Origin of the sequence: Thiobaca trueperi (genome assembly GCF_004342175.1) — a bacterium.
GTDB lineage: Bacteria > Pseudomonadota > Gammaproteobacteria > Chromatiales > Chromatiaceae > Thiobaca > Thiobaca trueperi.
Map to the genome: position 1 here is coordinate 81,905 of NZ_SMAO01000011.1, position 20,816 is coordinate 102,720.

Below are 20,816 nucleotides of genomic sequence, written 5' to 3' on the forward strand. Positions count from 1 at the left end.
TTAGGCGCGAATGACCTGGATCAGCCGGCCCTGCGGGCTGATCTGCTCGCTGCTTGTCGTGCGCTCGGCGCTGGGCGGCTGGTTTGAACGCCGGTCGAAGATCACCAGCCAGCCGCTGTCCAGCCCCAATCCCGCCAGATAGGCGTCGAGCTGGGTCAGACCTTCGGTCAGTGGATCCGACGCGCCGTCGCGCCAGATGGCCTTGATGTTGAAGGCGCTGCCGCCGGTGATGGGTGCTGATTCGGACGACGCATGGATGCGGTAGTCGCTCAGATCGCGCATCCCGCACAAATAGCCGTCGCCAGTCATGCTGAGGCGGGCAGGCGGATGTGATGTCGGTCAGCGGTCGTGCGGCATCTTTTGCCGGCGATAACCAAGTGTCATACTGGGTTCCACGCTACAGCCATGCCGTTGCTAACCTGCCTTCGGTACGGTATGTGTTGAATGTCCGCTCACCGGCTCACGGAATCTGTCTGATGAAACCCTTGCCCAGCTCTGTCGAAACGCCCCGCACCTCACTGGATGTCGCGGCAGTCCGCGCCCAGTTTCCCATCCTGCACACCCAGGTCCACGGACGTCCGCTGGTCTATCTGGACAGCGCCGCCAGCACTCAGCAGCCGCTGACGGTGATCGAGGCGGTCAGCACCTATCATCGCGCGCAGCACGCCAATATCCATCGCGGGGTCTATGAACTGTCGCAGACCGCGACCCGTCTCTATGAAGAGGCCCGCGCGACGGTGGCGCGTTTTCTCAATGCCGCCGAGCCGGCTGAGTGTCTCTTTACCCGTGGTGCAACCGAGTCGATCAATCTGGTGGCCTCCACCTGGGGACGGGCCAATCTCAAGCCCGGCGACGAGATCCTGCTCTCGACCCTGGAGCATCACTCCAACATCGTGCCCTGGCAGATGGTGGCGCAGGCCACTGGCGCGCGGATCCGTGTCATGCCGATCAACGATGCCGGCGAGATCCTGATGGATGAGTATCGGCGCCTGCTCTCGCCACGGACCCGACTGGTTGCAGTCAACCAGGTCTCCAACGCGCTGGGAACCATCAATCCGGTGCGCGAGATCATCATTGATGCCCATGCGGTCGGTGCGCTGGTTCTGATCGATGGGGCGCAGTGGGTCGCGCACGGTCGAACCGATGTCCAGGCGCTCGACGCCGATTTCTATGCCTTCTCGGGGCACAAGCTCTATGGTCCGACCGGCATCGGCGTGCTCTATGGCAAGCGCCCGCTGCTCGATGCCATGCCGCCGTATCAGGGCGGCGGCGACATGATCGAGCAGGTGACTTTCGAGCTGACCACTTATGCCCCGCTCCCCGGCAAATTCGAGGCGGGCACGCCGAATATTTCGGGCGCGGTGGGTCTGGCGGCGGCGATCGACTGGGTCGAATCAATCGGGCTGGAGCGGATCGGCGCGCACGAACAGGATCTGCTGCGCTACGCCACCGAGCGTATGTCGGCCATTCCCGGTCTGACGATCAAGGGCACCGCGCAGCGTAAAAGCGGTGTGCTGTCCTGGGTCATGGTGGATCCGCCCATCGCCACGCTTGATCTCGGCACGCAACTGGATCTGCGCGGTATCTGTATCCGCACCGGGCATCATTGCTGTCAGCCGCTCATGGATCGCTTCGGGGTGACATCGACCGCGCGCGCCTCAATGGGCGTCTATAACAATCGCGACGATATCGACCGGCTGGCCGAGGCGCTGGCCGAGTGCGTGGCGGATGCCCGGCGTTCATCTGCGGTTCTGCCGGGCGCTGGCGCGGTTGCCGCCTATCCAGCCGCCGCTGCCGAGTCGCCCCTGGCGGCGGCCGACGAGATCGCCGAGGTCTTCGAGTTCCTGCCCGACTGGCCGATGCGCCATCAGCACATCATTGATCTGGGCGACAAACTGCCGCCCATGCCCGCTGCGCTCAAGACCGAGGCTAATTTCGTTCCGGGCTGCCAAAGCGTGGTGCATATCGCCGCGCGGGTGCGACCGGGGACGGCGGACATCATCGAGTTTCTGGCCGACAGCGACGCCAATATCGTGCGCGGTCTGATCGCGCTTCTACAGCAGTTGTATTCGGGACAGCCTGCGCGCGCGATCCTCGCCTTCGATGCCGAGGCCTTCTTCGCCCGTATCGGGCTCGATCAGCATCTGAGCCTGACGCGCCGCAATGGTCTGGCGTCCATGGTGCAGCGTTTGCGCCAGTTGGCCAGTCGGCACAGCGGCTGAACGACGCTGTGCCCTTGACGAAACAAGGCCGGCAAATCGCCGGCCTTGTTGATGACTGTCATGCGTCAATAACCGCCCTTGCGCTTCACCGCCGGCAGACCGGCGATCTTGGTGCCCTGCTTGGTGGGCGCCAGCGGGAAGAGGGTGTAGAGATCCTTGCTGCTTGGCCTGGTGCCCCAGAGTTTCCCCATGTCTTTGAGCAGAACCCGCTCCATTGGCTGGTTCTGGGCATTGTTGAGGTATTCGTCCCGCAGATAACGGATCACGTCCCAGTGTTTGTCGGTCAGTTCGATCCCTTCGATTTCAGCCAGCTTGCGCGCGACATCCTCATCCCAGTCGGCGTGGTTCTCAAGATACCCGCTGTCAGTCGTGGCGATGCTTTTGCCATTCACATCGATCGTCATGTGTTTGTGCTCCTCAGTTTTTGATCATTTGGTGTCGGCGCGGCGGTACCGGCACGATCATGCCCCACTTCATCATGGTTATCGAATGTTATAATTTTCTAATTCACGCGTCATCAGTAAGCGCGTGCGACTGGATCAGAACAGACCAGGGAGTCAGTCCGTCCTGACGGCTTCGATTCCCTTGTGCGGGATGAAGAGACCACATCCCATCAGCCGATGGACGCCGAGCCCGTGCTGCTGGAGCCGGATCGATTCCTCGACGGTGAGACTGGCCAGCATCAGGCTGCGGGTTTGGACAGCGCCGCCGGGGGTCGCGAGCGGGGTTGATTTTCCGCACAGTGCCTTGCGCACGCGGATGTCCATTTTTGCCAGCAGGCGCGCGGCGGTGTCGAGAAAGCCCTGTTCGTCTGGAGCGACGGACGCCGTGTCCAGCGCGACATAACGGGCAAAGAGGGTGGTTTCGCGACTCAATGGCCTGATCCGGCCTGCGCCCAGGGTCAGGACATGACCGGCGAGATCGAGTCGGGCGCCGGGCAGTTGGGTCAGAAGATCCGCAACCTGCGTCTGGTGCGCGCGGATGGTCAGCCGGGTACGGCGCGAGACCATGAGGATGGAATCCGTGCCGTGCGCAGGCCGTTCCCAGCCGTTCTGGGAACCGGCGACATGGATGCTGTGCGGCGTCACGCCCGATTCCTCGGTGAGCCAGGGCAGCGCGGCTTGCAGTGCGCGCGCCAGGAGATGTGCGTGATCGACGGGGATCGACTGACAGTCGAGGGCAAAGATCAGATCGACGACATCCTCGGGAACCTGGATCAGATCCGGTCGTTCGTCCTCACTCCAGAACAGGGTCGGGCTCATCGGGCGCTCACTTTATGGCGATCAGGCAAAGGGCAGACGATCCTGCAATGCCTCACGGTCGAACCACCAGTTATCCTGGACCAGGACATCGACCACATTGCGCAGGCGCACCAGAAACTTTTCCGGCTCCTTGAGTTCCAGCCGCTCCATCCAGTGATCGAGCTGCTCGGGCGAGTCGATGCCGCTATGGCGCCGGGCGACGCTCCCCAGCAACTGGGTCGCGAAGAACATCAGATCCTCGCGCTGCTGGCCCTGTGAGCGGACATCAGCCAGAAAGAGCGCCGTGGTTGCGGCGACAGCGGCGCCATCGGCATTGTCGGGGGTCTCGTCGATGACATGACTGAGGAGTTCGACGGTCAGCTCGGGATCGATGGGGCAGGTCACGGCCAGCCAGATACCCTGCCCGAGGGCGGCGATGGAGTCTGGAAGATTCGCCTGAAACAGTATGTCGCAGGCATCCGCCGCCAGCTCGAATTCATCGGCGGCGATGAAATAATCGAAGGCGGCGCGACCCAGCGGCCAGGCATCCTCGCACCGTTCCAGGCCAACCAGCGTGCGCGCCACCTGCAGGCGCAGATCGGCGAGACAGTGCGGCGAGGCGGCGGTTCGTTCCAGGCGTTGCAGATGTTCGATCAGCACCTCAAGGTGGGATTCCAGGGCCGCCGATTCGATGACCGGGCTGGGGATGGAATCGTGCGCCGTTTCGGCGAGGCGGGCGGCGAGCAGGTCGAATTGCATCATGACGGCTACCCAGGGCTGGCTTTAACGGAGAAGTCCGCTGAAGGCGGCTTCGAGACGGTCTTCCCAGTTCTCGGGCGTATCCGGATAGGGAGGCTTGACATCCATGCGGAAAAAACGCTCGCCCGAGCGGGCGATGGACTGAATCAACGGGATGAGCGCATCGAAGGATTCGATGTCTTGATTGGCGACCAGGATTTCGCTGAGCTTGAGCATGGTTTCTCCGGATGGCAGTCTGTCGGTCAATGTGAAGACAGCCCGATCCGAAAACAACCGAATCCGAGGATTGCGCGCGGCGCCGTTCCAGACCTAAAACCGCGCCCAGTGTGGCAGGCGATGTTTTTGGTTTGGATCGATCTTGGCATTATCTAATGACTGCGTGATCGGGCGCGGTTTAAAGTATAAGAAAACAATTATATTAGAGATCGTTGACTTACTTCTCTTGCCCCTGTAGCATCCTGAGCCAGTCAGTGTCGGCGTTGCGATTCGATGGGAGGACACCCGCAGCAACGCCGGAACCATAATAAGCCGAATGGCGAGATCCCGAATTCAAAGACCTGCCTCTCAATGGGACAGGTGCGCGTGAAGGATCCCACTCGGGTCAATCGATGAGGAGCGACCACGCATGGCCATCGATAAGCACATCACTCCGATGCTCGATCAGCTTGAGACCGGCCCCTGGCCGAGCTTTGTCTCCGGCATCAAGCGTCTGCGCGATCAGCATCCCGATCCGCGCATCAATGAGATGACCAACGACCTGCTCGGTCAGCTCGAACATTCCTATGAAACCCGCAAGGGTTACTGGAAGGGTGGCACGGTGTCGGTTTACCGCTATGGCGGCGGCATCATTCCGCGCTTTTCCGAAGCCGCTCAGTCCTTTCCGCATTCGAAGGAATTTCACACCCTGCGCGTCCAGCCGCCAGCGGGCAATCATTACACCACGGCCATGCTGCGCCAGTTGGCCGATAGCTGGGAGAAGTACGGGTCAGGGCTCGTCACCTTCCACGGCCAGACCGGCAATATCATGTTCATCGGCGCCAGTACTGAGAACACTCAGCCCTTTTTCGACGAGATCAACGAATACGGCTGGGATCTCGGCGGTGCCGGTCCCTGCGTGCGCACCGCCATGTCCTGTATCGGCTCGGCGCGCTGCGAGATGTCCTGCACCAATGAACTGAAAGCGCATCGACTGCTGGTCAACAATTTCGTCGATGACGTGCATCGTCCGGCGCTGCCCTACAAATTCAAGTTCAAGGTGTCCGGCTGTCCCAACGACTGTCAGAACGCCATCGAACGCTCCGACTTCGCCATCCTCGGCACCTGGCGTGACGACATGAAGGTGGATCAGGCCGAGGTGCAGCGTTACGTCGCCGAGCAGGGTCGTCAGTATTACATCGACAACGTCATCACCCGCTGCCCGACCCAGGCGCTGGCGCTCAACGACGACGATACGCTCGACATCAACAACCGCGACTGCGTGCGCTGCATGCACTGTCTGAACGTCATGCCCAAGGCGCTGCATCCCGGCGATGACAAGGGTGTCACCATCCTCATCGGCGGCAAGCGCACGCTCAAGATCGGCGATCTGATGGGCACCGTCGTCGTGCCCTTCAAAAAGCTCGAAACCGAGGAGGACTATGAGTCGCTGGTCGAGCTGGCGACGACCATCATCGATTTCTGGGCCGAGAACGGCCTGGAGCACGAACGCTGCGGCGAGATGATCGAGCGGATCGGGCTGGCGACCTTCCTGGAAGGTATCGGTATCGAGCCGGATCCGAACATGCTGAATCACCCGCGTCAGAGCTCCTATGTCCGCACCGATGGCTGGGACGAGGCGGCGGCAGAGTGGTTCGCGCGTCAGGCCGAGACGGCCAGATAACACGGTTTCCAAGAATCACTGGAGAACAGGCGATGGCCGAGAGACGCGAGCCGATCGAATCCGGGTGCCCCGATCCCTGGCAATACATGCATCCCGTGATGCGCAGGAATTTCGGGCAGTGGAAATATCACGAACATCCCCGTCCGGGTGTGCTGCTGCATGTCGCCTACAGCGGCGACAAACTCTGGACGGTCAAGGCCGGCACCCAGCGCATCCTTGATGTCTTCACCCTGCGCAAGCTGTGCGACATCGGCGATGAGTATGCCGAGGGCTACGTCCACTTCACCATCCGCTCCAACATCGAGTATCTGGTCAGCGACGAGTCCAGGGTCGCGCCGCTGATCGAGGCGCTGGAAGGGGCCGGTTTCGTGGTCGGCGGCACCCAGAATTCGGTCGCCATGATTTCGCACACCCAAGGCTGGCTGCACTGTGACATCCCCGGCACCGACGCTTCTGGTGTGGTGAAGTCGATGATGGATGAACTCGTCGATGAGTTCCGCAACACCAACATGCCCAACCGGGTGCATATCACCACCTCCTGCTGCCAGATCAACTGCGGCGGTCAGGGCGATATCGCCATCAATGTGCAGCACACCAAGCCGCCGAAGATCAACCATGATCTGGTCGCCAATGTCTGCGAACGGCCATCGGTCGTGGCGCGCTGCCCGGTGGCGGCCATCCGTCCGGCAATGGTCAACGGCAAGCCCTCGCTGGAGGTCGATGAGCGCAAGTGCATCTGCTGCGGCGCCTGCTATCCGCCCTGTCCGCCGATGCAGATCAACGATCCCGAGCACTCCAAGCTGGCGATCTGGGTGGGCGGCAATCATTCCAACGCGCGCGGCAAGCCCACGTTCCAGAAACTGGTCGCCGCTGGCATCCCCAACAATCCGCCACGCTGGCCGGAGGCGACCGCCATCGTCAAGCGCATCCTCAAGGCTTACAAGGAAGGCGCCAGAGACTGGGAGCGGATCAACGAGTGGATCGAGCGCATCGGCTGGCCGCGCTTCTTCGAGGAGGTCGAACTGCCGTTCACCAAGTATCACATCGATACCTGGCGCGGCGCGCGGGCAAGTCTCAACAGTTCATCCTATATCCGGTTTTGAGGTTGCCATGAAGTTCGCGCTTCAGATCAACGAAGGCCCCTATCAGCATCAGGCGTCCGACTCGGCCTATTTTTTTGCGAAGGCGCTGCTGGAGAAGGGACACGAGATCTTTCGGGTTTTTTTCTATCACGACGGGGTCAACAACGCGACCCGTCTGACCACTCCCCCCCAGGATGACCGGCACATCGTCAACCGCTGGGCCGAGCTGGCCGGGCAATATGATCTGGATCTGGTCGTCTGCGTCGCCGCCGCCCAGCGTCGCGGCATCGTCGATGGGGGTGAGATGACCCGCAACGGCAAGGATGCGACCAACATCCATCCCCGGTTCCGTATCTCGGGACTCGGGCAACTGGTCGAGGCGGCGATCCAGGCCGACCGTCTTGTGGTTTTCGGGGATTGAGGGAGCCGGTCATGTCTGAAATCGTGAAGAAGTTTCTCTACCTCAATCGCCGGGCGCCCTACGGCAGCATCCATGCCTGGGAGGCGCTGGAAGTGGTGCTGATCGGCGCGGCCTTCGATCAGGACGTGAGCGTGCTCTTTCTGGACGACGGGGTCTGTCAGCTCATCAAAGGCCAGGACACTAAGGGGATCGGGATGAAAAACTTCTCGCCCACTTATCGCACCCTGGGCGACTACGACATCCGGAAGATCTATGTGGATCGCGTGTCGCTGGAAAGGCGCGGGCTGACCCCGGACGATCTGATCGAGATCGCTGGCGAAGACCCGGAGACCGAAGAAGAAATCGAGAATCTCGTTGAGGTCATCGACAGGGCGCGCGTCAGCGCGCTGATGAACGAATCTGACGCGATCTTCAGCTTTTAATCCGCGTTCAGAGCGGGCGGCTGAGTTCGGGTTAAATTCGATCTTCGGCGCATTCACGGAACCAAGTGGGGCGCGGTTTAATATTTTGAGTTTTATATAAATCGCGCCAACTCCAGTCGTCGTCGATGCAGCCGAAGTGGTTCAATTCAAAAATATCGCCTGCCGCACTGGGGCGCGATTTAGCGGTTTAAGAGGATGCTGCGCATGGCCATTCTGCATACGGTCAATCAATCGCCCTTCGAGCGGAATTCGTTAGAATCCTGCCTGACCTTCGCCACGGATGGCGCCGCTGTCATGCTGTTCGAGAATGGCGTCTATGCGGCCCTGTCGGGAACCGGCGTCGAGAACCAGATGATGCAGGCGCTCGGCAGGCTCAGGATCTATGTGCTCGGCCCCGACCTGCGGGCGCGGGGATTGACCGAGGGGCGCGTGATTCCTGGCATCAGCGTGGTGGATTATGCGGATTTCGTGGATCTGGCTGTGGAGCATCAAGCCGTCCAGTCCTGGTTGTAATGTTCGTTCGACAGAAACTGAATCAAGAGGAGCATCGAGATGGCAAACACGATTGAGGTTGACGGCAAGCAATTCACTGTGGATGAAGAAGGCTATCTGGCCGACCTCAACGATTGGGTGCCGGGCGTCGCCACCGTCATGGCCGGCCAGGACAATCTGGAACTCACCAGTGAGCACTGGGACATCATCAATTTCCTGCGCGAATATTACGCGGAATATCAGATCGCTCCCGCCGTGCGGGTCCTGACCAAAGCGGTCGGCAAGCAGCTCGGCAAGGACAAGGGCAACAGCAAATATCTCTATAGCCTCTTTCCTTACGGCCCCGCCAAGCAGGCGTGCCGCTTCGCCGGCCTGCCCAAGCCCACCGGCTGCGTCTGAACGCCAACAAGGATAATCAGACAGGATTTTCAGGTGTTTTCCGGGCAGGTCTCTGCCCGCCTGAAATGCCGTCAATGGACAGGATTAACAGGATTTAAAACAGTAGCTTGAGAGTCCTGTCGATCCTGGAAAATCCTGTTAATCCTGTCTATTTAATCCTACGACTCGATGATCGATCTGCCGAGGTAGCGGAGACATGGCTTTTCTGACGACGGTCTATGCCTTCCTGTTCTATTTTGCCGCCTTCGTGCTCGTCGCCGGTCTGGTGTTCAGGATCGCTCGATACGCCCTTACTCCGGCCCCTTTGAAGATTCCGACCACGCCCGCCCCGACCACGCGCGGTGGCGTCGTCCTGCGGATGACGCGCGAGGTGGTGCTCTTTGAGAGTCTTTTTCGCGGTAACAAATGGACCTGGATCTTCGGCTGGATCTTTCATTTCGGTCTTTTTATCGTCACCCTGCGGCATCTGCGCTATTTCATCGAGCCGGTCTGGTTTCCCATCCAGCTCGTCCAGCCCTTTGGCATTTATGGCGGTCTGGCGATGATCATCGGTCTGGCCGGACTCTGGGCGCGGCGCTTTCTGGTGGATCGGGTCCGCTATATTTCCGCGCCCTCCGATCATCTGATCCTGGCCCTCCTGATCCTGATCGGCGTCAGCGGTCTCTTGGTCAAGTTCGTCTTCCATACCGACGTGGTGGCGATCAAGACCTTCTTTCTCGGGCTCTATGCCTTTGAGATCAGGCCGCTGCCAGCGGATCCGCTGCTTCTGTTGCATCTGCTCCTGGTCGCCATGCTGATGATCCTTTTTCCCTACAGCAAGCTCCTGCACGCCCCCGGACTCTTTTTCAGTCCGAGCCGCAATCAGGCCGATAACCCGCGCGAACAGCGTCATCTCGCGCCCTGGGCGAAGCGGCTCGAACAGGGGCGGGGCTGAATCATGGCCAAGTCCGCATTCAGAGTCCCTCCATTGAGCCAGTACACCGAGGTGCCGGCGATCATGCCCGGCGCCATGGCGCAGAGCGCGCCCTTCGTGTCCAAGGCCGAATTCCAGGAGCCGCTCGGTTTTCCGGGCGAACTGGTCGATGACTGGCAGGCCCGGGCCATTGCGAAAATGGGCGAGCTGCTGGGCAAATACCGTTCACTGCGGGTTTATCTGGATGCCTGCGTCAAGTGCGGCGCCTGTACCGACAAGTGTCACTATTTCCTCGGCACCAGCGACCCCCGGAACATGCCGGTCGGGCGTCAGGATCTGCTGCGCAAGGTCTATCGGCGCTATTTCACCTGGTCAGGCAGGCTCTTTCCCCGACTGGTCGGGGCCGAGGATCTGACCAGGGAAATGCTGGACGACTGGTACAGCTATTTCCATCAGTGCTCGCAGTGCCGACGCTGCTCGGTCTTCTGTCCCCTGGGCATCGATACCGCCGAAATCTCCATGGCCGCGCGCGAGATCCTGGACAGCATCGGGCTCGGTCAGAAGTACTGCAACGAGATCATCGGCAAGGTCTACAAGGTCGGCAACAATCTGGGTCTGCCCGGCCCGGCCCTGCGGCATACCCTGGAAGGTCTGGAAGAGGATGTCTACGACGATACCGGCGTGCGGGTGCGCTATCCCATCGACCAGGAGGGCGCCGAGATCCTGCTGGTGACGCCCTCGGCGGACTTCTTCGCCGAGCCCCATGTCGATGGGCTCATCGGTTACGGCAAGGTTCTGCACGAATCCGGCATCTCCTGGACGCTCAGTTCGCACGCCTCGGAGGCCGCCAACTTTGGCATGTTCATCGGCTCCTACGACAACATGCGCCAGATCGCCCTGCGCATCCGCGAGGCGGCGATCCAGCTCAAGGTCAAGCGCATCGTTTTCGGCGAGTGCGGTCATGCCTGGCGCGTCGCCTACAGTTTTCTGAACACCCTGGCCGGACCCTGGGATTTTCTCGATCCGCGCTATCCGGTGCCGCAGCATATCTGCGAGTTCACCTACGATCTGATCCAGCAGGGCAGGCTCACCTTCGACAAGAGCCTGAACGACGACAAGGTGCTTACCTATCACGATTCCTGCAACGTCGCCCGCGCCTCGCGCATGGGCGACATGCCGGGCGGCCAGTTCGAGATCCCGCGCGCCATCATCCGCGCCACCTGCAACCACTTCCACGAGATGGACGAGGACACCATACGCGACCGCACCTTCTGTTGCGGCGGCGGCGGCGGTCTGCTGACTGACGATCTGATCGAGCTGCGGGTCAAGGGCGCCAAGCCCCGGATGGATGCGCTGAACAACGTGATGCAGGAAAAAGGCGTGACCCACATGGTCGCCATCTGCGCCATCTGCAAGAGCCAGTTCACCAAAGTGCTGCCGTATTACGGCATGGAGATGGAGCAGATTCTCAGCCTGCATCAACTGGTCTCCAACGCCATCGTGCTGACCCCGGGGCCGGACGATGAGGCGGACGAAGACGACGATGACGACCAACCGGACGACGATCCGGATCAGGAATAACGATAAACAGACGAGGCGGCCTGACCGGGGCCGGCGGGCAGCGCCGGTTTCCGGATCAGCGTTCAATGGGTAGAGGAGAGCGATCAAGATGGCGACTTCCAGCGACGAGATGAAAACCCGGCCATCCTGGCGCCGTTTCGAGGACGGCAACCAGGTGTGGGAGAAGCTGACTGACCAGATCTTCAATCAGGATCGCTCGCACAAATGCCCGACCTATGTCCACAAGACGCCGCCCTGTCAGGGCAGTTGTCCCTCGGGCGAGGATATTCGCGGCTGGTTGCAGATCGTGCGCGGCATGGAACAGCCGCCAGCCGGGATGGACTGGCACGAATACGCCTTTCGCCGCGCGACCGACGCCAACCCCTTTCCATCCATGATGGGCCGGGTCTGTCCTGCGCCCTGTCAGGACGGCTGCAACCGCAATCAACTGGAAGACTTCGTCGGCATCAATGCCGTCGAGCAGTTCATCGGGGATCACGCCATCGCCAAGGGCTATGGTTTCGACCCGGCCCCGGCGGATACCGGCAAACGGATCGCCATCGTCGGCGGCGGCCCGGCCGGGCTGTCCGCCGCCTATCATCTGCGTCGCAGGGGTCATGCCTGCACCATCTTCGAGTCCAACGAAGGTCTGGGCGGCATGTTCCGTTTCGGCATCCCCGGCTATCGCGTCCCGCGCGACAAACTGGACGCCGAGATCCAGCGCATCCTGGATCTGGGCCAGATCGAGGTCCGGCTCAAGACCCGCGTCGGTCGGGATGTGACGGTCGAGCAGCTCGAAGCGGACTATGACGCCATCCTCTGGTCCATTGGCTGTCAGAGCGGACGCGGTCTGCCGGTGCCGGGCTGGAACGACACCCCCAACTGCGTCTCCGGCGTCGCCTTCCTCAAGGCGTATAACGAGGGGCGGATGAAGGTCACGGCCAGCAAGGTCGTCTGCGTCGGCGGCGGCGATACCTCCATCGACGTGGTCTCGGTCGCACGCCGGCTCGGTCATATCACCAAACCGGGTAAACGCGATCTGCCCGAGACCGTGATCCATGACGGCTACGTCGCCCATGACGCCGTCACGGCAGCCGTCGCCAAGGGCGCTCAGGTCACGCTGACCTCGCTCTTCACCCGCGACCGGATGACGGCCTCCGAACACGAGGTCCATGATGCGACCCGCGAGGGCGTCACCATTCTGGATGGCGTCATGCCGCTCGAAGTCATCAAGGACGACACGGGCCGCGCGACCGGACTGAAGGTGGCCGACTGCACCCTGACGGATGGTCGCCCAACCCCGGTGGAGGGCACCGAGCGGGTGCTTCCCGCCGATCTCATCGTCTCCGCCATCGGTCAGGGCGGCGATCTCTCGGGTCTGGAGTCCTTCGACAATGGACGCGGCCTGATGAGCGCGGATCCCTTCCAGCAGATGCCCGGCAGGCCCGGCCATTTCGTCGCTGGCGACATCGTGCGTCCGCATCTGCTCACCACCGCCATCGGTCAGTCCTGGATCGCCGCCGAGTCCATCGACGCCTATGTGATGCAGGCCGGAGAGCCGCGTCGCCCCCGGATCGATGTGCATCATTTCAACCTGCTGACGAAGCTGAACGAGTCCGGTCTGGCGCCCGTGACCTTCAGTGCCAGCGGCGACCTGCGCGGGACGGCGTCAGCCAGCTATGCCGTCCATAACTACGAGGATCGCTCCGGCGCCGAAATCATCCCGCACGACGAGCTCTTTCTCGGTCACTTCAACTTTGTGCCGCGTCATCTCCGCCGCGAAGAGACACCCTCCGCTGACGATGTCCTGGGCCATTTTCAGGAGCGGGTGATCGGTCTGACCGAAGAGGAGGCGATCAGCGAAGCCAAACGCTGCATGAGCTGCGGCATCTGCTTCGAGTGCGACAACTGTGTCATCTATTGTCCGCAGGACGCCGTTTTCCGGGTCGATAAAAAGACCTACACCACTGGCCGTTATGTCGAAACCGACTATGCCCGCTGCATCGGCTGTCACATCTGTGCGGATGTCTGTCCGACCGGATACATCAAAATGGGTTTGGGCGAATAAGGTACTTTCCGGGGAATATGCCGTGAATCCTGTTCATCCTGTCACAACGATTCGCTGCCGACATCCGGCAGCCAGCACATCACCTGATCCACATGGAGGCATTGATGGCTGAAGCCCTGCGCAGAGCCCGCCCGGTTGCGCTGGCGCTGCTCTGGATGCTCGCCGTTCCGGGCCTCCAGGCGGCTGAGACGAAAGGCCATGTGGTCGAGGGCTCGCGTGCCGCCGGTCTTGCGGAGTGCGTGAAACCCGCCGCACAGATGCGCCGCCAGCACATGGAATTCATCAAGCATCAGCGCATCGTGACGGTGCATGAGGGTGTCCGGGACACCCCTTACAGCCTCGCCGGCTGTGTCGAGTGTCATGTTCGTTACGATGAACGGCAGATTCCCACGCCGATCAATCATCCGGATCAATTCTGCGGAGCCTGTCATGCCTTTGCTGCCGTCGATCTGAACTGCTTCGACTGTCACGCGGCCGTGCCCAATGGCGGACAGGAATCCGTCAGCCCGTCTCGCCGCGAGGGGGAAGCGCATCCATGAAGGACGAGAATCCAGTCATCGACCCGGAGCGCCGGGCCTTCGTCGGCCTCGCCGTCGGTATTGGAGCGGCGCTGGTTGCTCCCGGTGTCATCCTGCATCAGGTCGCCGCCGCGCCGCGCGCCGAGCCGGTCTCGGGCGCTGTCCGCTGGGGTCTGCTGATCGATACGACCAAATGCGTCGATGGCTGTTCGGCCTGCGTCGAGGCGTGCGGGCGGGAAAACGGGCTCGATCTCCAGGGTCGGGGGGAAACCGGTTCGTCTGACAAATGGGAACGACAGAAAGCCGCCTGGGTCCGCAAGGTCAAGCTCCAGGACAACCAGACCGGACGCATCGTCAATCTGCCCATGATGTGCCAGCACTGCGAGCATCCGCCCTGCGTCGATGTCTGCCCCACCGGCGCTTCCTTCAAGCGCGCCGACGGCATCGTCATGGTGGATCGTCATCTCTGCATCGGCTGCCGCTATTGCATGATGGCCTGTCCCTACAAGGCGCGGAGTTTCATCCACGGCGAGCAGTCCGGCCAGCTCACCCGCGCGCCGCGCGGCAAGGGGTGTGTCGAGAGCTGCGACCTCTGTGTCCAGCGTCGTGATCAGGGCGAGGATTCAACCGCCTGTGTCGATGCCTGTGTCACCGCCGGTCATGAGGCGATCGTCTTCGGCGATCTCCAGGATCCGGCCAGCCCCATTCGCCAGATGCTCAAAGAACTGCCGAACCGTCAGATCCGCGAGGATCTGGCGCTGAACACGGGGGTGCGCTATGCCGGTGTCTGACGCGCATGTACGGGTTCGGTATCGGTCGGAAGATAGACAGGATTAACAGGATTTCACAGGATGAACAGGATTTTCGGGGGCGGGCAAAGGTACTCAAGGTATGAAACGCATCGTCTATCGTGAGTGGCGCATCCCATCGACGCGCTATTGGGGCATCCTCGGGATACTGGCCGCTGTCGCCGGTCTGGGCGTGCTCGCCTTCGGCTACATGGAGCATCATGGCCACTGGATCACCGGCATGACCAACTCGGTGGTCTGGGGCGTCCCGCATGTCTTCGCCGTGTTTCTCATCCTCGCCGCGTCCGGCGCGCTCAACCTCGCCTCCATCGGCACCGTGTTTCACAAGTCCGTTTACAAGCCGCTTGGCCGGCTCTCCGGTCTGCTGGCGGTCGCGCTGCTGGTGGGCGGTCTGCTGGTGCTGGTCATGGATCTGGGCCGACCCGAGCGGCTCATCGTCGCCATCACGCACCACAATTTCAGTTCCATCTTCGCCTGGAATATCCTGCTCTATACGGGCTTTATCGTCATCGTCATCGCCTACCTCTGGAGTATGGCGGATCGTCAGGGCGCACCCTTTATCCAGCCCATCGGTATCCTGGCGCTGGTGTGGCGGCTGGCGCTGACGAGCGCCACCGGCGCCATCTTCGGTTTTCTGGTCGCCCGTCAGGCGTATGACGCGGCGATTCTGGCGCCCATGTTCGTGGTCATGTCCTTTGCCTACGGTCTGGCCGTCTTCATGCTGGCACTGCTGTTCGCCTTCCATGACGAGGGACGCCCGCTTGGCCCCCGGATCCTGCGGCGTCTGAGCAATCTGCTCGGGCTCTTCGTCGCCGGCGTGCTTTATTTCACCCTGATCTATCACCTCACCAAACTCTATGGCGCCAAGCACGACGGCCTCGAAAACTGGCTCCTGTTCAATGGCGGTCTCCAGACCTTTCTTTTCTGGGTCGGCTGGGTGCTGGTCGGCGGTCTGGTGCCGCTTGGCATCATCCATCACCCGGACCTGGGCCGGGACCGCAACTGGATCGCCGCCGCCTGTGCCCTGGTGATCCTCGGCGGGCTGGCGACACTCTACGTCGTCATCATCGGCAGTCAGGTCTATCCGCTCCAGATGTTCCCCGGCCAGACCATTCTGGAGTCGGGCTTCTTCGATGGCGTCAATGGACAGGCCGCGTCCTACCTGCCCACCATTCCCGAGATTCTGCTCGGACTGGGCGGCGTTGCGGTGGCCCTCATCGTCACGGTCGTGGGGGTGCGCGTCCTGCAATTCCTGCCCGAATCGCTGGCCGACGAGGCCATTGCGCTGGACGGAGAAGACATGGACCAGACGGCGCTCAAGTCCGTCTGAGCCCTGGTCGATGGCCCATCTCTATCTCGCCGCCCCGCAGAAATCGTCCGGCAAGACGACCCTGTCGATCGGGATCTGCCGGGCGCTGCGCGACCGTGGTCTGAGCGTCCAGCCCTTCAAGAAGGGGCCTGACTATATCGACCCGCTGTGGCTGAGTCAGGCGGCGGGACGCGCCTGCTACAACCTGGATTTTCACACCATGGACCGCGCCGCGATCACCGCCGCCTTCGCGCGCGAACTGGGCGCGGCGGATCTGGGGCTGATCGAGGGCAATGTCGGACTCTTCGACAGCACCGATCTGGCTGGCGCCAACAGCAACGCCGAGCTGGCCAGACTGCTGCACGCGCCGGTCGTCCTGGTCGTCAACTGTCAGGGCATGGCGCGCGGGATCGCGCCGCTGCTGCTGGGTTATCGCGCCTTCGACCCGACGCTGAACCTCGCCGGAGTCATCCTCAACAAGGTCGGCGGCGCGCGCCATGCCGCCAATCTGATCGCGGTCGTCGAACACTATACCGACCTGCCGGTGCTGGGCGTGCTGCATCGCGATGAGGGCATCGGCATCGTCGAGCGTCATCTGGGGCTGGTGCCGAGCAATGAGGCCGAGGGTGCGGAGGACTGGATCGAGGCGATTCGACGCCGCGTCGTCGAGCAGATCGATCTGGAGCGATTGATCGCCATCGCCGGGACGGCACCGCGACCTGACGCGCCCGTCGCGCCTTCGCCGTCAGCTCTGACGACAGGCACGCCGCTGCGCATCGGCATCGCCCGCGATGCGGCCTTCGGTTTCTATTATCCCGACGATCTGCGTGCGCTTGCCGCCGGTGGGGCCGAGCTGGTGCCTTTCAGTCCGCTCGCGGATGCCGAACCGCCGCCCGTGGATGCGCTCTTTCTCGGCGGCGGCTTTCCCGAATCCCACATGCGCGCACTGGAGTCCAATCGCTCGATGCGACAGGGGATCGCGGCCTTCATCGCCGAGGGCGGTCCCGTTTATGCCGAGTGCGGCGGGCTCATGTATCTCTGTACCGGCATCCGCTGGAAGGGCGAGCGTCGCGCCATGGTCGGCGCGCTCAGGGCCGAGGTCGAGATGCGTCCGCAGCCGCAGTGGCGGGGCTATGTCAGGCTGCGCGAAACGGACGCCTTCCCCTGGCCGCGCGCGCCGCACGCCGGACCTGAGATTTCAGCCCATGAATTCCATCACTCGGCGGTCGTCCAGCCTGACCCATCCTGGACCTATGGTTATCAGGTGTTGCGTGGCATGGGGATCGACGGCGCACACGATGGCATCGTGCAGGGCAACCTGCTGGCCTGTTACAGCCATCTGCGCGCGGTCGGCGGCAATCCCTGGACGGATCGTTTTCTGGCGCATGTCAGGCGCTGTTTTGGTGCCTGAGTCTGGAAATCGATTGAGGCATCGCGTCAGTAGCTGATCGACCTCCCGTCGGATCAGCACCATCGGCAAAAGCCGCGACGATTTGGCCCGAGTCACCTCGCCAAGCCACGGCAATTCGATTCCCAAGACCTCTTTATAGAGAACAACAGTGCCGCGAGATCCTGATTTTGCGTCGCAGCAGACACCTTGCGATCAACCGCCAGATGCGTCAGAAAGGCTTCGACCTCAGGCGCGCCCATTGTCTTCGGATGCCGCTTGCCGTGAAACAGAATGAAACGTTTGATCCAATCGATATACGCCTGTTCAGTCCGCAAGGCATATTGCTTCACCCGCAGCCGGTCACGCACCTGATCGAGTAAACGAGGTTTTTGCTCGGTAACTGAAACGCCATCTAAAACGGGAGTCAAGCCAGAGGGTTGGGCGTAGGTCATTGATAAAGTAAAGCTGAAATAAAAATTGACAGTGTTCGCTCAGAGTGATAAAAATTTTATACCTCACATTTGATGTGTAATCAAGCAGGATTCGGCGTCATTTTTGAGGTCGAATTGTAGTTGTCCGAACATCGCCATCAGATGAGCAACGTGTGGGAGCAGACGGTTGAAATGACAGGGAAAATATGCTACTAAATCCATCAAGAAGCGATGGATAACTCTTGTTGATCCATCGCTTCTTGATGGATTTAGCACTCCTTGATTTCCTGCGCATTTCCCCTCGTCTTTTCCCTCACCTTCTGTCCGTGGCGCTGTCGTACAACACGTCGCTTAAGCGGACGTGCGTCGAAGTTTGGCGTCTTGATTGAGCTTAGAAGCCGCACGCCGCTTAGCTTTGGTCGTTAGCTTTACTAGATAAATCATTGGCGATGAAACCAGTTTGCGTTTTGTTGGACACCAACACCTGGAGGGCAAACCTGTTGCTTAGAACTGCGATGGGCTCTGCTTTCCTGTATACACTGAATTCCGCGCAACACAAACTGGGTCTTCCCGAAGTTATAGAAGAAGAGATTTACAAGCATACTGAAATCGCCGCATCCGAAGCAAAAGAAAAAATCGACCGTTATTTTAGAGATATCCAAGCTATCGCAGGGTTTCATAGCCCCTATGAATTACCGAATGAAGATAAAATAAGGGAATCTATAACTGCCCGTTTTCAAGAACTCGAAAAATTACTAATACGAATTCCCTTCACACTTGAGCATGCAAAATCGGCGTTACATAGAGTAAATCAAAACCGACCACCTTCTTCAACAAAGCGCCAACAATTTAAAGACTGCGCGATCTGGGAAGCGGCTTTGGATTTAGGGCGGGAATACGATATTTTCCTCGTAAGTAATGATGGCGATTTTTATAAAGACAGTAAGAGGAAAGAGCTCAATCAAATTCTTGAAGAAGAAGCCAAAGAATCCGGGGTCTCTCTAGCCGTTTTTACGAGTATAGAAGGGTGCTTAGAATGCCTTGAGGGAAATCGGCCTACCGTTGATGCAAAGCAACTTGCCATGCGTATTTTTGAAGCGACGCAAGAGGAAATCTCTCGTACGGTATCTAAAAATAATTTAAGACTAACTGAGCTTTCTTCGCAAAATATTAACGCCTTTATCACTGAGAATCATGACCGGTTGGCGGTGGAGTATGTCATCGTTGTCGAAGCTGTTAATGCTGATATAAATCAGATCAACGCGGGTACGTCTGCATCCGTAACCGTCGAAGGTAGTTGTACATACAATATTGAGAACCAGATTGTAGAGCATAATCAGTTTAACTCGGTGAGCGCGCAATGGATTAGCACTGATGGCACAGAAAAGTCTGCCAAAGGCGTATACCTGCATGCGGGTACGGTTTATTTAGGCCGAGGTCCTGATGTTCCGTACACCACTCGGATTGAGATAAGTGAAAGCTAATCGGGTAAGGGACAACTAGTAAAGCATACGTTGGTTGGTAGTCGGCGACGTTAATGTTGGAGGGCCGTAGGGCGCAATAGCGAAGCGTATTGCGCCGAATGTTAATCATCGCCTAAAAAGCGGTTCAAGAGCGGACCCCGCAGACACGGCAGGGCTTATTCTGCCATGCTATGTCGGCGGGGCCACTTAACCGATTCGTTAGCTGCTTGAGGAAATCATCCTCTGGCTCCCATTACGCTCCAGCGTGGGAGCACGTTGCGACGCTCTGGCGTCGTGTCACTGTACGCGCCGCTAGAGCGGCGGTACGACGGTGTTTCCGTGTACAAGGGCCGTAGATTGGGGTGAACGAGAGTGAACCTCAATATTCATGATAGAACATCTAATAAATCGCTCAAGCCGACCCGGCGTGGCCGGCGTCGTAGTTGATCTCAAGCGTGGTGCCGTGCGCTGGTCGGCTTGCCTCACTCGATTAGGTGTACATTAAGAGCAGAAGCACATGCCAGAAATCGCACGTTTCTACGGAATAATCATCAAGCTCTTCTTTGGCGATCATCCGCCGCCGCACTTCCATGCGGTCTATGGGGAACACAATGCGATCTTCAACATCGAAACGCTCGACATGATTGAGGGTGATTTGCCCGAAAGAGCAAGAAAACTCGTCGTAGAGTGGGCGGCCTTCTACCAATTCGATCTCGACCAAATGTGGAAGACGCAAGAGTTTAAGAAATTGCCGCCACTTCAGTAACCATGAATATTCCAAGAATTCAAAGCGCCATAGCGGAAGAAGAGCATTTCCTTGTTGTTCTGTTCTCAAATGGAGAAAGAAAGCGATACGACATCAATCGCCTCACAAATAGCGAGATGTTTTTTCCTTTAAAAAATCCAGCATTCTTCAAGAACGTATCCGTTGAATCAGGCGGCTATGCTGTTTCATGGAACTCAGAAATCGATATTAGCGAATATGAGCTTTGGGAGCACGGAGAGAACATACCCTAGCTCCCGCCCGCGAGGTCGTTCGCTACGACAACGAGTGAGGAAAAGGCGATCACCGGCACGTCAATGGCAGCGATCTGGCCTACGTCTTCACGACCTTCGAGCGGTTGCTTGATGACTTTGAGTCCGACATTCGAGAGCGGGGTGCACCATGCTCTAGCTCCCACGCTCCAGAGACTGTGCAAATATTCGCATCTGCCATTCAGGGAATACTTGCCCAATCTCTCCAGCGTGGGAACGAGACGATGCGGGTCAGGCATGAGCAAAGGCGCAAGGATATCGAACGTTATTACAAGCTGACCGCGACGGGATAGTCAACGCGTTTAAATTATACCGAGCTAATACCAATTTTTCGTTGACTCACTCACCGACAATGGCGAAGTTTTCCGTCAGCAACGATCGTAGATCACCACGATATTGGTTC

The 20,816-nt window shown here is 59.8% G+C and carries 24 protein-coding genes; 17 read left to right on the forward strand and 7 right to left on the reverse strand.

What is annotated here, in order from left to right; translation table 11 throughout:
- The gene (locus EDC35_RS18920) at positions 1–309 is read right to left on the reverse strand and encodes a hypothetical protein (protein ID WP_243651763.1); all 309 of its coding nucleotides are present in this window, start codon (positions 307–309) and stop codon (positions 1–3) included.
- Positions 310–476: 167 nt separating this feature from the next.
- Here EDC35_RS18920 and EDC35_RS17130 point away from each other — a divergent pair, with 167 nt between their 5' ends.
- Positions 477–2,222: a SufS family cysteine desulfurase gene (locus EDC35_RS17130; protein ID WP_132978483.1), complete on the forward strand. Its 1,746-nt coding sequence runs from the start codon at positions 477–479 to the stop codon at positions 2,220–2,222.
- Between the two features lie 65 nt (positions 2,223–2,287).
- On the opposite strand, the gene EDC35_RS17135 is transcribed toward EDC35_RS17130, so the two are convergent.
- The 4 genes from EDC35_RS17135 to EDC35_RS17150 all read right to left on the reverse strand — a co-directional run bounded on the left by EDC35_RS17135 (position 2,288) and on the right by EDC35_RS17150 (position 4,438).
- Positions 2,288–2,626 (reverse strand): TusE/DsrC/DsvC family sulfur relay protein, encoded by a 339-nt coding sequence (locus EDC35_RS17135; protein WP_132978484.1) that lies wholly within the window; start codon positions 2,624–2,626, stop codon positions 2,288–2,290.
- A 153-nt stretch (positions 2,627–2,779) separates the two neighbouring features.
- Positions 2,780–3,484: a type I-MYXAN CRISPR-associated protein Cas6/Cmx6 gene (cas6, locus tag EDC35_RS17140; RefSeq protein ID WP_243651764.1), complete on the reverse strand. Its 705-nt coding sequence runs from the start codon at positions 3,482–3,484 to the stop codon at positions 2,780–2,782.
- A 21-nt stretch (positions 3,485–3,505) separates the two neighbouring features.
- On the reverse strand, positions 3,506–4,225 hold the full coding sequence (locus tag EDC35_RS17145; RefSeq protein WP_132978485.1) for a hypothetical protein: 720 nt from the start codon (positions 4,223–4,225) through the stop codon (positions 3,506–3,508).
- A 21-nt stretch (positions 4,226–4,246) separates the two neighbouring features.
- Entirely contained in the window at positions 4,247–4,438 is a 192-nt protein-coding gene (locus EDC35_RS17150) for a sulfur relay protein DsrC (RefSeq protein WP_132978486.1), read from the reverse strand.
- 409 nt (positions 4,439–4,847) lie between these two features.
- On the opposite strand from EDC35_RS17150, the gene dsrA reads away from it, so the two are divergent.
- From dsrA to EDC35_RS17215, 13 genes are all read left to right on the forward strand, one after another.
- Positions 4,848–6,101: a dissimilatory-type sulfite reductase subunit alpha gene (gene dsrA / locus EDC35_RS17155; protein WP_132978487.1), complete on the forward strand. Its 1,254-nt coding sequence runs from the start codon at positions 4,848–4,850 to the stop codon at positions 6,099–6,101.
- Positions 6,102–6,133: 32 nt separating this feature from the next.
- Positions 6,134–7,204: a dissimilatory-type sulfite reductase subunit beta gene (gene dsrB / locus EDC35_RS17160; RefSeq protein WP_132978488.1), complete on the forward strand. Its 1,071-nt coding sequence runs from the start codon at positions 6,134–6,136 to the stop codon at positions 7,202–7,204.
- A 7-nt stretch (positions 7,205–7,211) separates the two neighbouring features.
- On the forward strand, positions 7,212–7,604 hold the full coding sequence (gene tusD / locus EDC35_RS17165) for a sulfurtransferase complex subunit TusD (RefSeq protein WP_132978489.1): 393 nt from the start codon (positions 7,212–7,214) through the stop codon (positions 7,602–7,604).
- Positions 7,605–7,615: 11 nt separating this feature from the next.
- Positions 7,616–8,026, forward strand: a complete 411-nt coding sequence (tusC, locus tag EDC35_RS17170) for a sulfurtransferase complex subunit TusC (protein ID WP_132978490.1) — start codon at positions 7,616–7,618, stop codon at positions 8,024–8,026.
- Between the two features lie 204 nt (positions 8,027–8,230).
- A complete protein-coding gene (gene tusB / locus EDC35_RS17175) occupies positions 8,231–8,539 on the forward strand; it encodes a sulfurtransferase complex subunit TusB (RefSeq protein ID WP_132978491.1) in 309 nt (102 codons plus the stop codon).
- A 39-nt stretch (positions 8,540–8,578) separates the two neighbouring features.
- Complete coding sequence (locus EDC35_RS17180) at positions 8,579–8,917, forward strand: TusE/DsrC/DsvC family sulfur relay protein (protein WP_132978492.1); 339 nt, start codon at positions 8,579–8,581, stop codon at positions 8,915–8,917.
- 196 nt (positions 8,918–9,113) lie between these two features.
- Complete coding sequence (locus tag EDC35_RS17185; RefSeq protein ID WP_132978493.1) at positions 9,114–9,851, forward strand: respiratory nitrate reductase subunit gamma; 738 nt, start codon at positions 9,114–9,116, stop codon at positions 9,849–9,851.
- Between the two features lie 3 nt (positions 9,852–9,854).
- Positions 9,855–11,411, forward strand: coding sequence for a sulfate reduction electron transfer complex DsrMKJOP subunit DsrK (dsrK, locus tag EDC35_RS17190; RefSeq protein ID WP_132978494.1), 1,557 nt, complete (start codon positions 9,855–9,857; stop codon positions 11,409–11,411).
- Between the two features lie 88 nt (positions 11,412–11,499).
- The gene (locus EDC35_RS17195; RefSeq protein WP_132978495.1) at positions 11,500–13,458 is read left to right on the forward strand and encodes an NAD(P)-binding protein; all 1,959 of its coding nucleotides are present in this window, start codon (positions 11,500–11,502) and stop codon (positions 13,456–13,458) included.
- A 104-nt stretch (positions 13,459–13,562) separates the two neighbouring features.
- Entirely contained in the window at positions 13,563–13,997 is a 435-nt protein-coding gene (locus EDC35_RS17200) for a sulfur reduction protein DsrJ (RefSeq protein WP_132978496.1), read from the forward strand.
- Complete coding sequence (gene dsrO / locus EDC35_RS17205; RefSeq protein ID WP_132978497.1) at positions 13,994–14,767, forward strand: sulfate reduction electron transfer complex DsrMKJOP subunit DsrO; 774 nt, start codon at positions 13,994–13,996, stop codon at positions 14,765–14,767. The genes EDC35_RS17200 and dsrO overlap by 4 nt, the downstream gene beginning before the upstream one ends.
- A 100-nt stretch (positions 14,768–14,867) precedes the next feature.
- Entirely contained in the window at positions 14,868–16,115 is a 1,248-nt protein-coding gene (gene nrfD, locus EDC35_RS17210; RefSeq protein WP_132978498.1) for an NrfD/PsrC family molybdoenzyme membrane anchor subunit, read from the forward strand.
- Positions 16,116–16,125: 10 nt separating this feature from the next.
- Complete coding sequence (locus EDC35_RS17215) at positions 16,126–17,505, forward strand: cobyrinic acid a,c-diamide synthase CobB (RefSeq protein WP_132978499.1); 1,380 nt, start codon at positions 16,126–16,128, stop codon at positions 17,503–17,505.
- A gap of 92 nt (positions 17,506–17,597) precedes the next feature.
- On the opposite strand, the gene EDC35_RS17220 is transcribed toward EDC35_RS17215, so the two are convergent.
- The gene (locus EDC35_RS17220; protein ID WP_207896296.1) at positions 17,598–17,936 is read right to left on the reverse strand and encodes a phage integrase N-terminal SAM-like domain-containing protein; all 339 of its coding nucleotides are present in this window, start codon (positions 17,934–17,936) and stop codon (positions 17,598–17,600) included.
- 449 nt (positions 17,937–18,385) lie between these two features.
- On the opposite strand from EDC35_RS17220, the gene EDC35_RS17225 reads away from it, so the two are divergent.
- The 3 genes from EDC35_RS17225 (at position 18,386) to EDC35_RS17235 (ending at position 20,395) form a co-directional block, all read left to right on the forward strand.
- Positions 18,386–19,399, forward strand: coding sequence for a PIN domain-containing protein (locus EDC35_RS17225; protein ID WP_132978500.1), 1,014 nt, complete (start codon positions 18,386–18,388; stop codon positions 19,397–19,399).
- A 496-nt stretch (positions 19,400–19,895) separates the two neighbouring features.
- Positions 19,896–20,144: a DUF4160 domain-containing protein gene (locus EDC35_RS17230; protein ID WP_132978501.1), complete on the forward strand. Its 249-nt coding sequence runs from the start codon at positions 19,896–19,898 to the stop codon at positions 20,142–20,144.
- Between the two features lie 2 nt (positions 20,145–20,146).
- Entirely contained in the window at positions 20,147–20,395 is a 249-nt protein-coding gene (locus EDC35_RS17235; protein WP_132978502.1) for a DUF2442 domain-containing protein, read from the forward strand.
- Here the strand turns inward: EDC35_RS17235 and EDC35_RS18615 are convergent.
- The gene (locus EDC35_RS18615) at positions 20,392–20,559 is read right to left on the reverse strand and encodes a hypothetical protein (RefSeq protein WP_165903465.1); all 168 of its coding nucleotides are present in this window, start codon (positions 20,557–20,559) and stop codon (positions 20,392–20,394) included. The two genes, EDC35_RS17235 and EDC35_RS18615, sit on opposite strands and share 4 nt — an antisense overlap.
- Positions 20,560–20,816 lie beyond the last annotated feature (257 nt).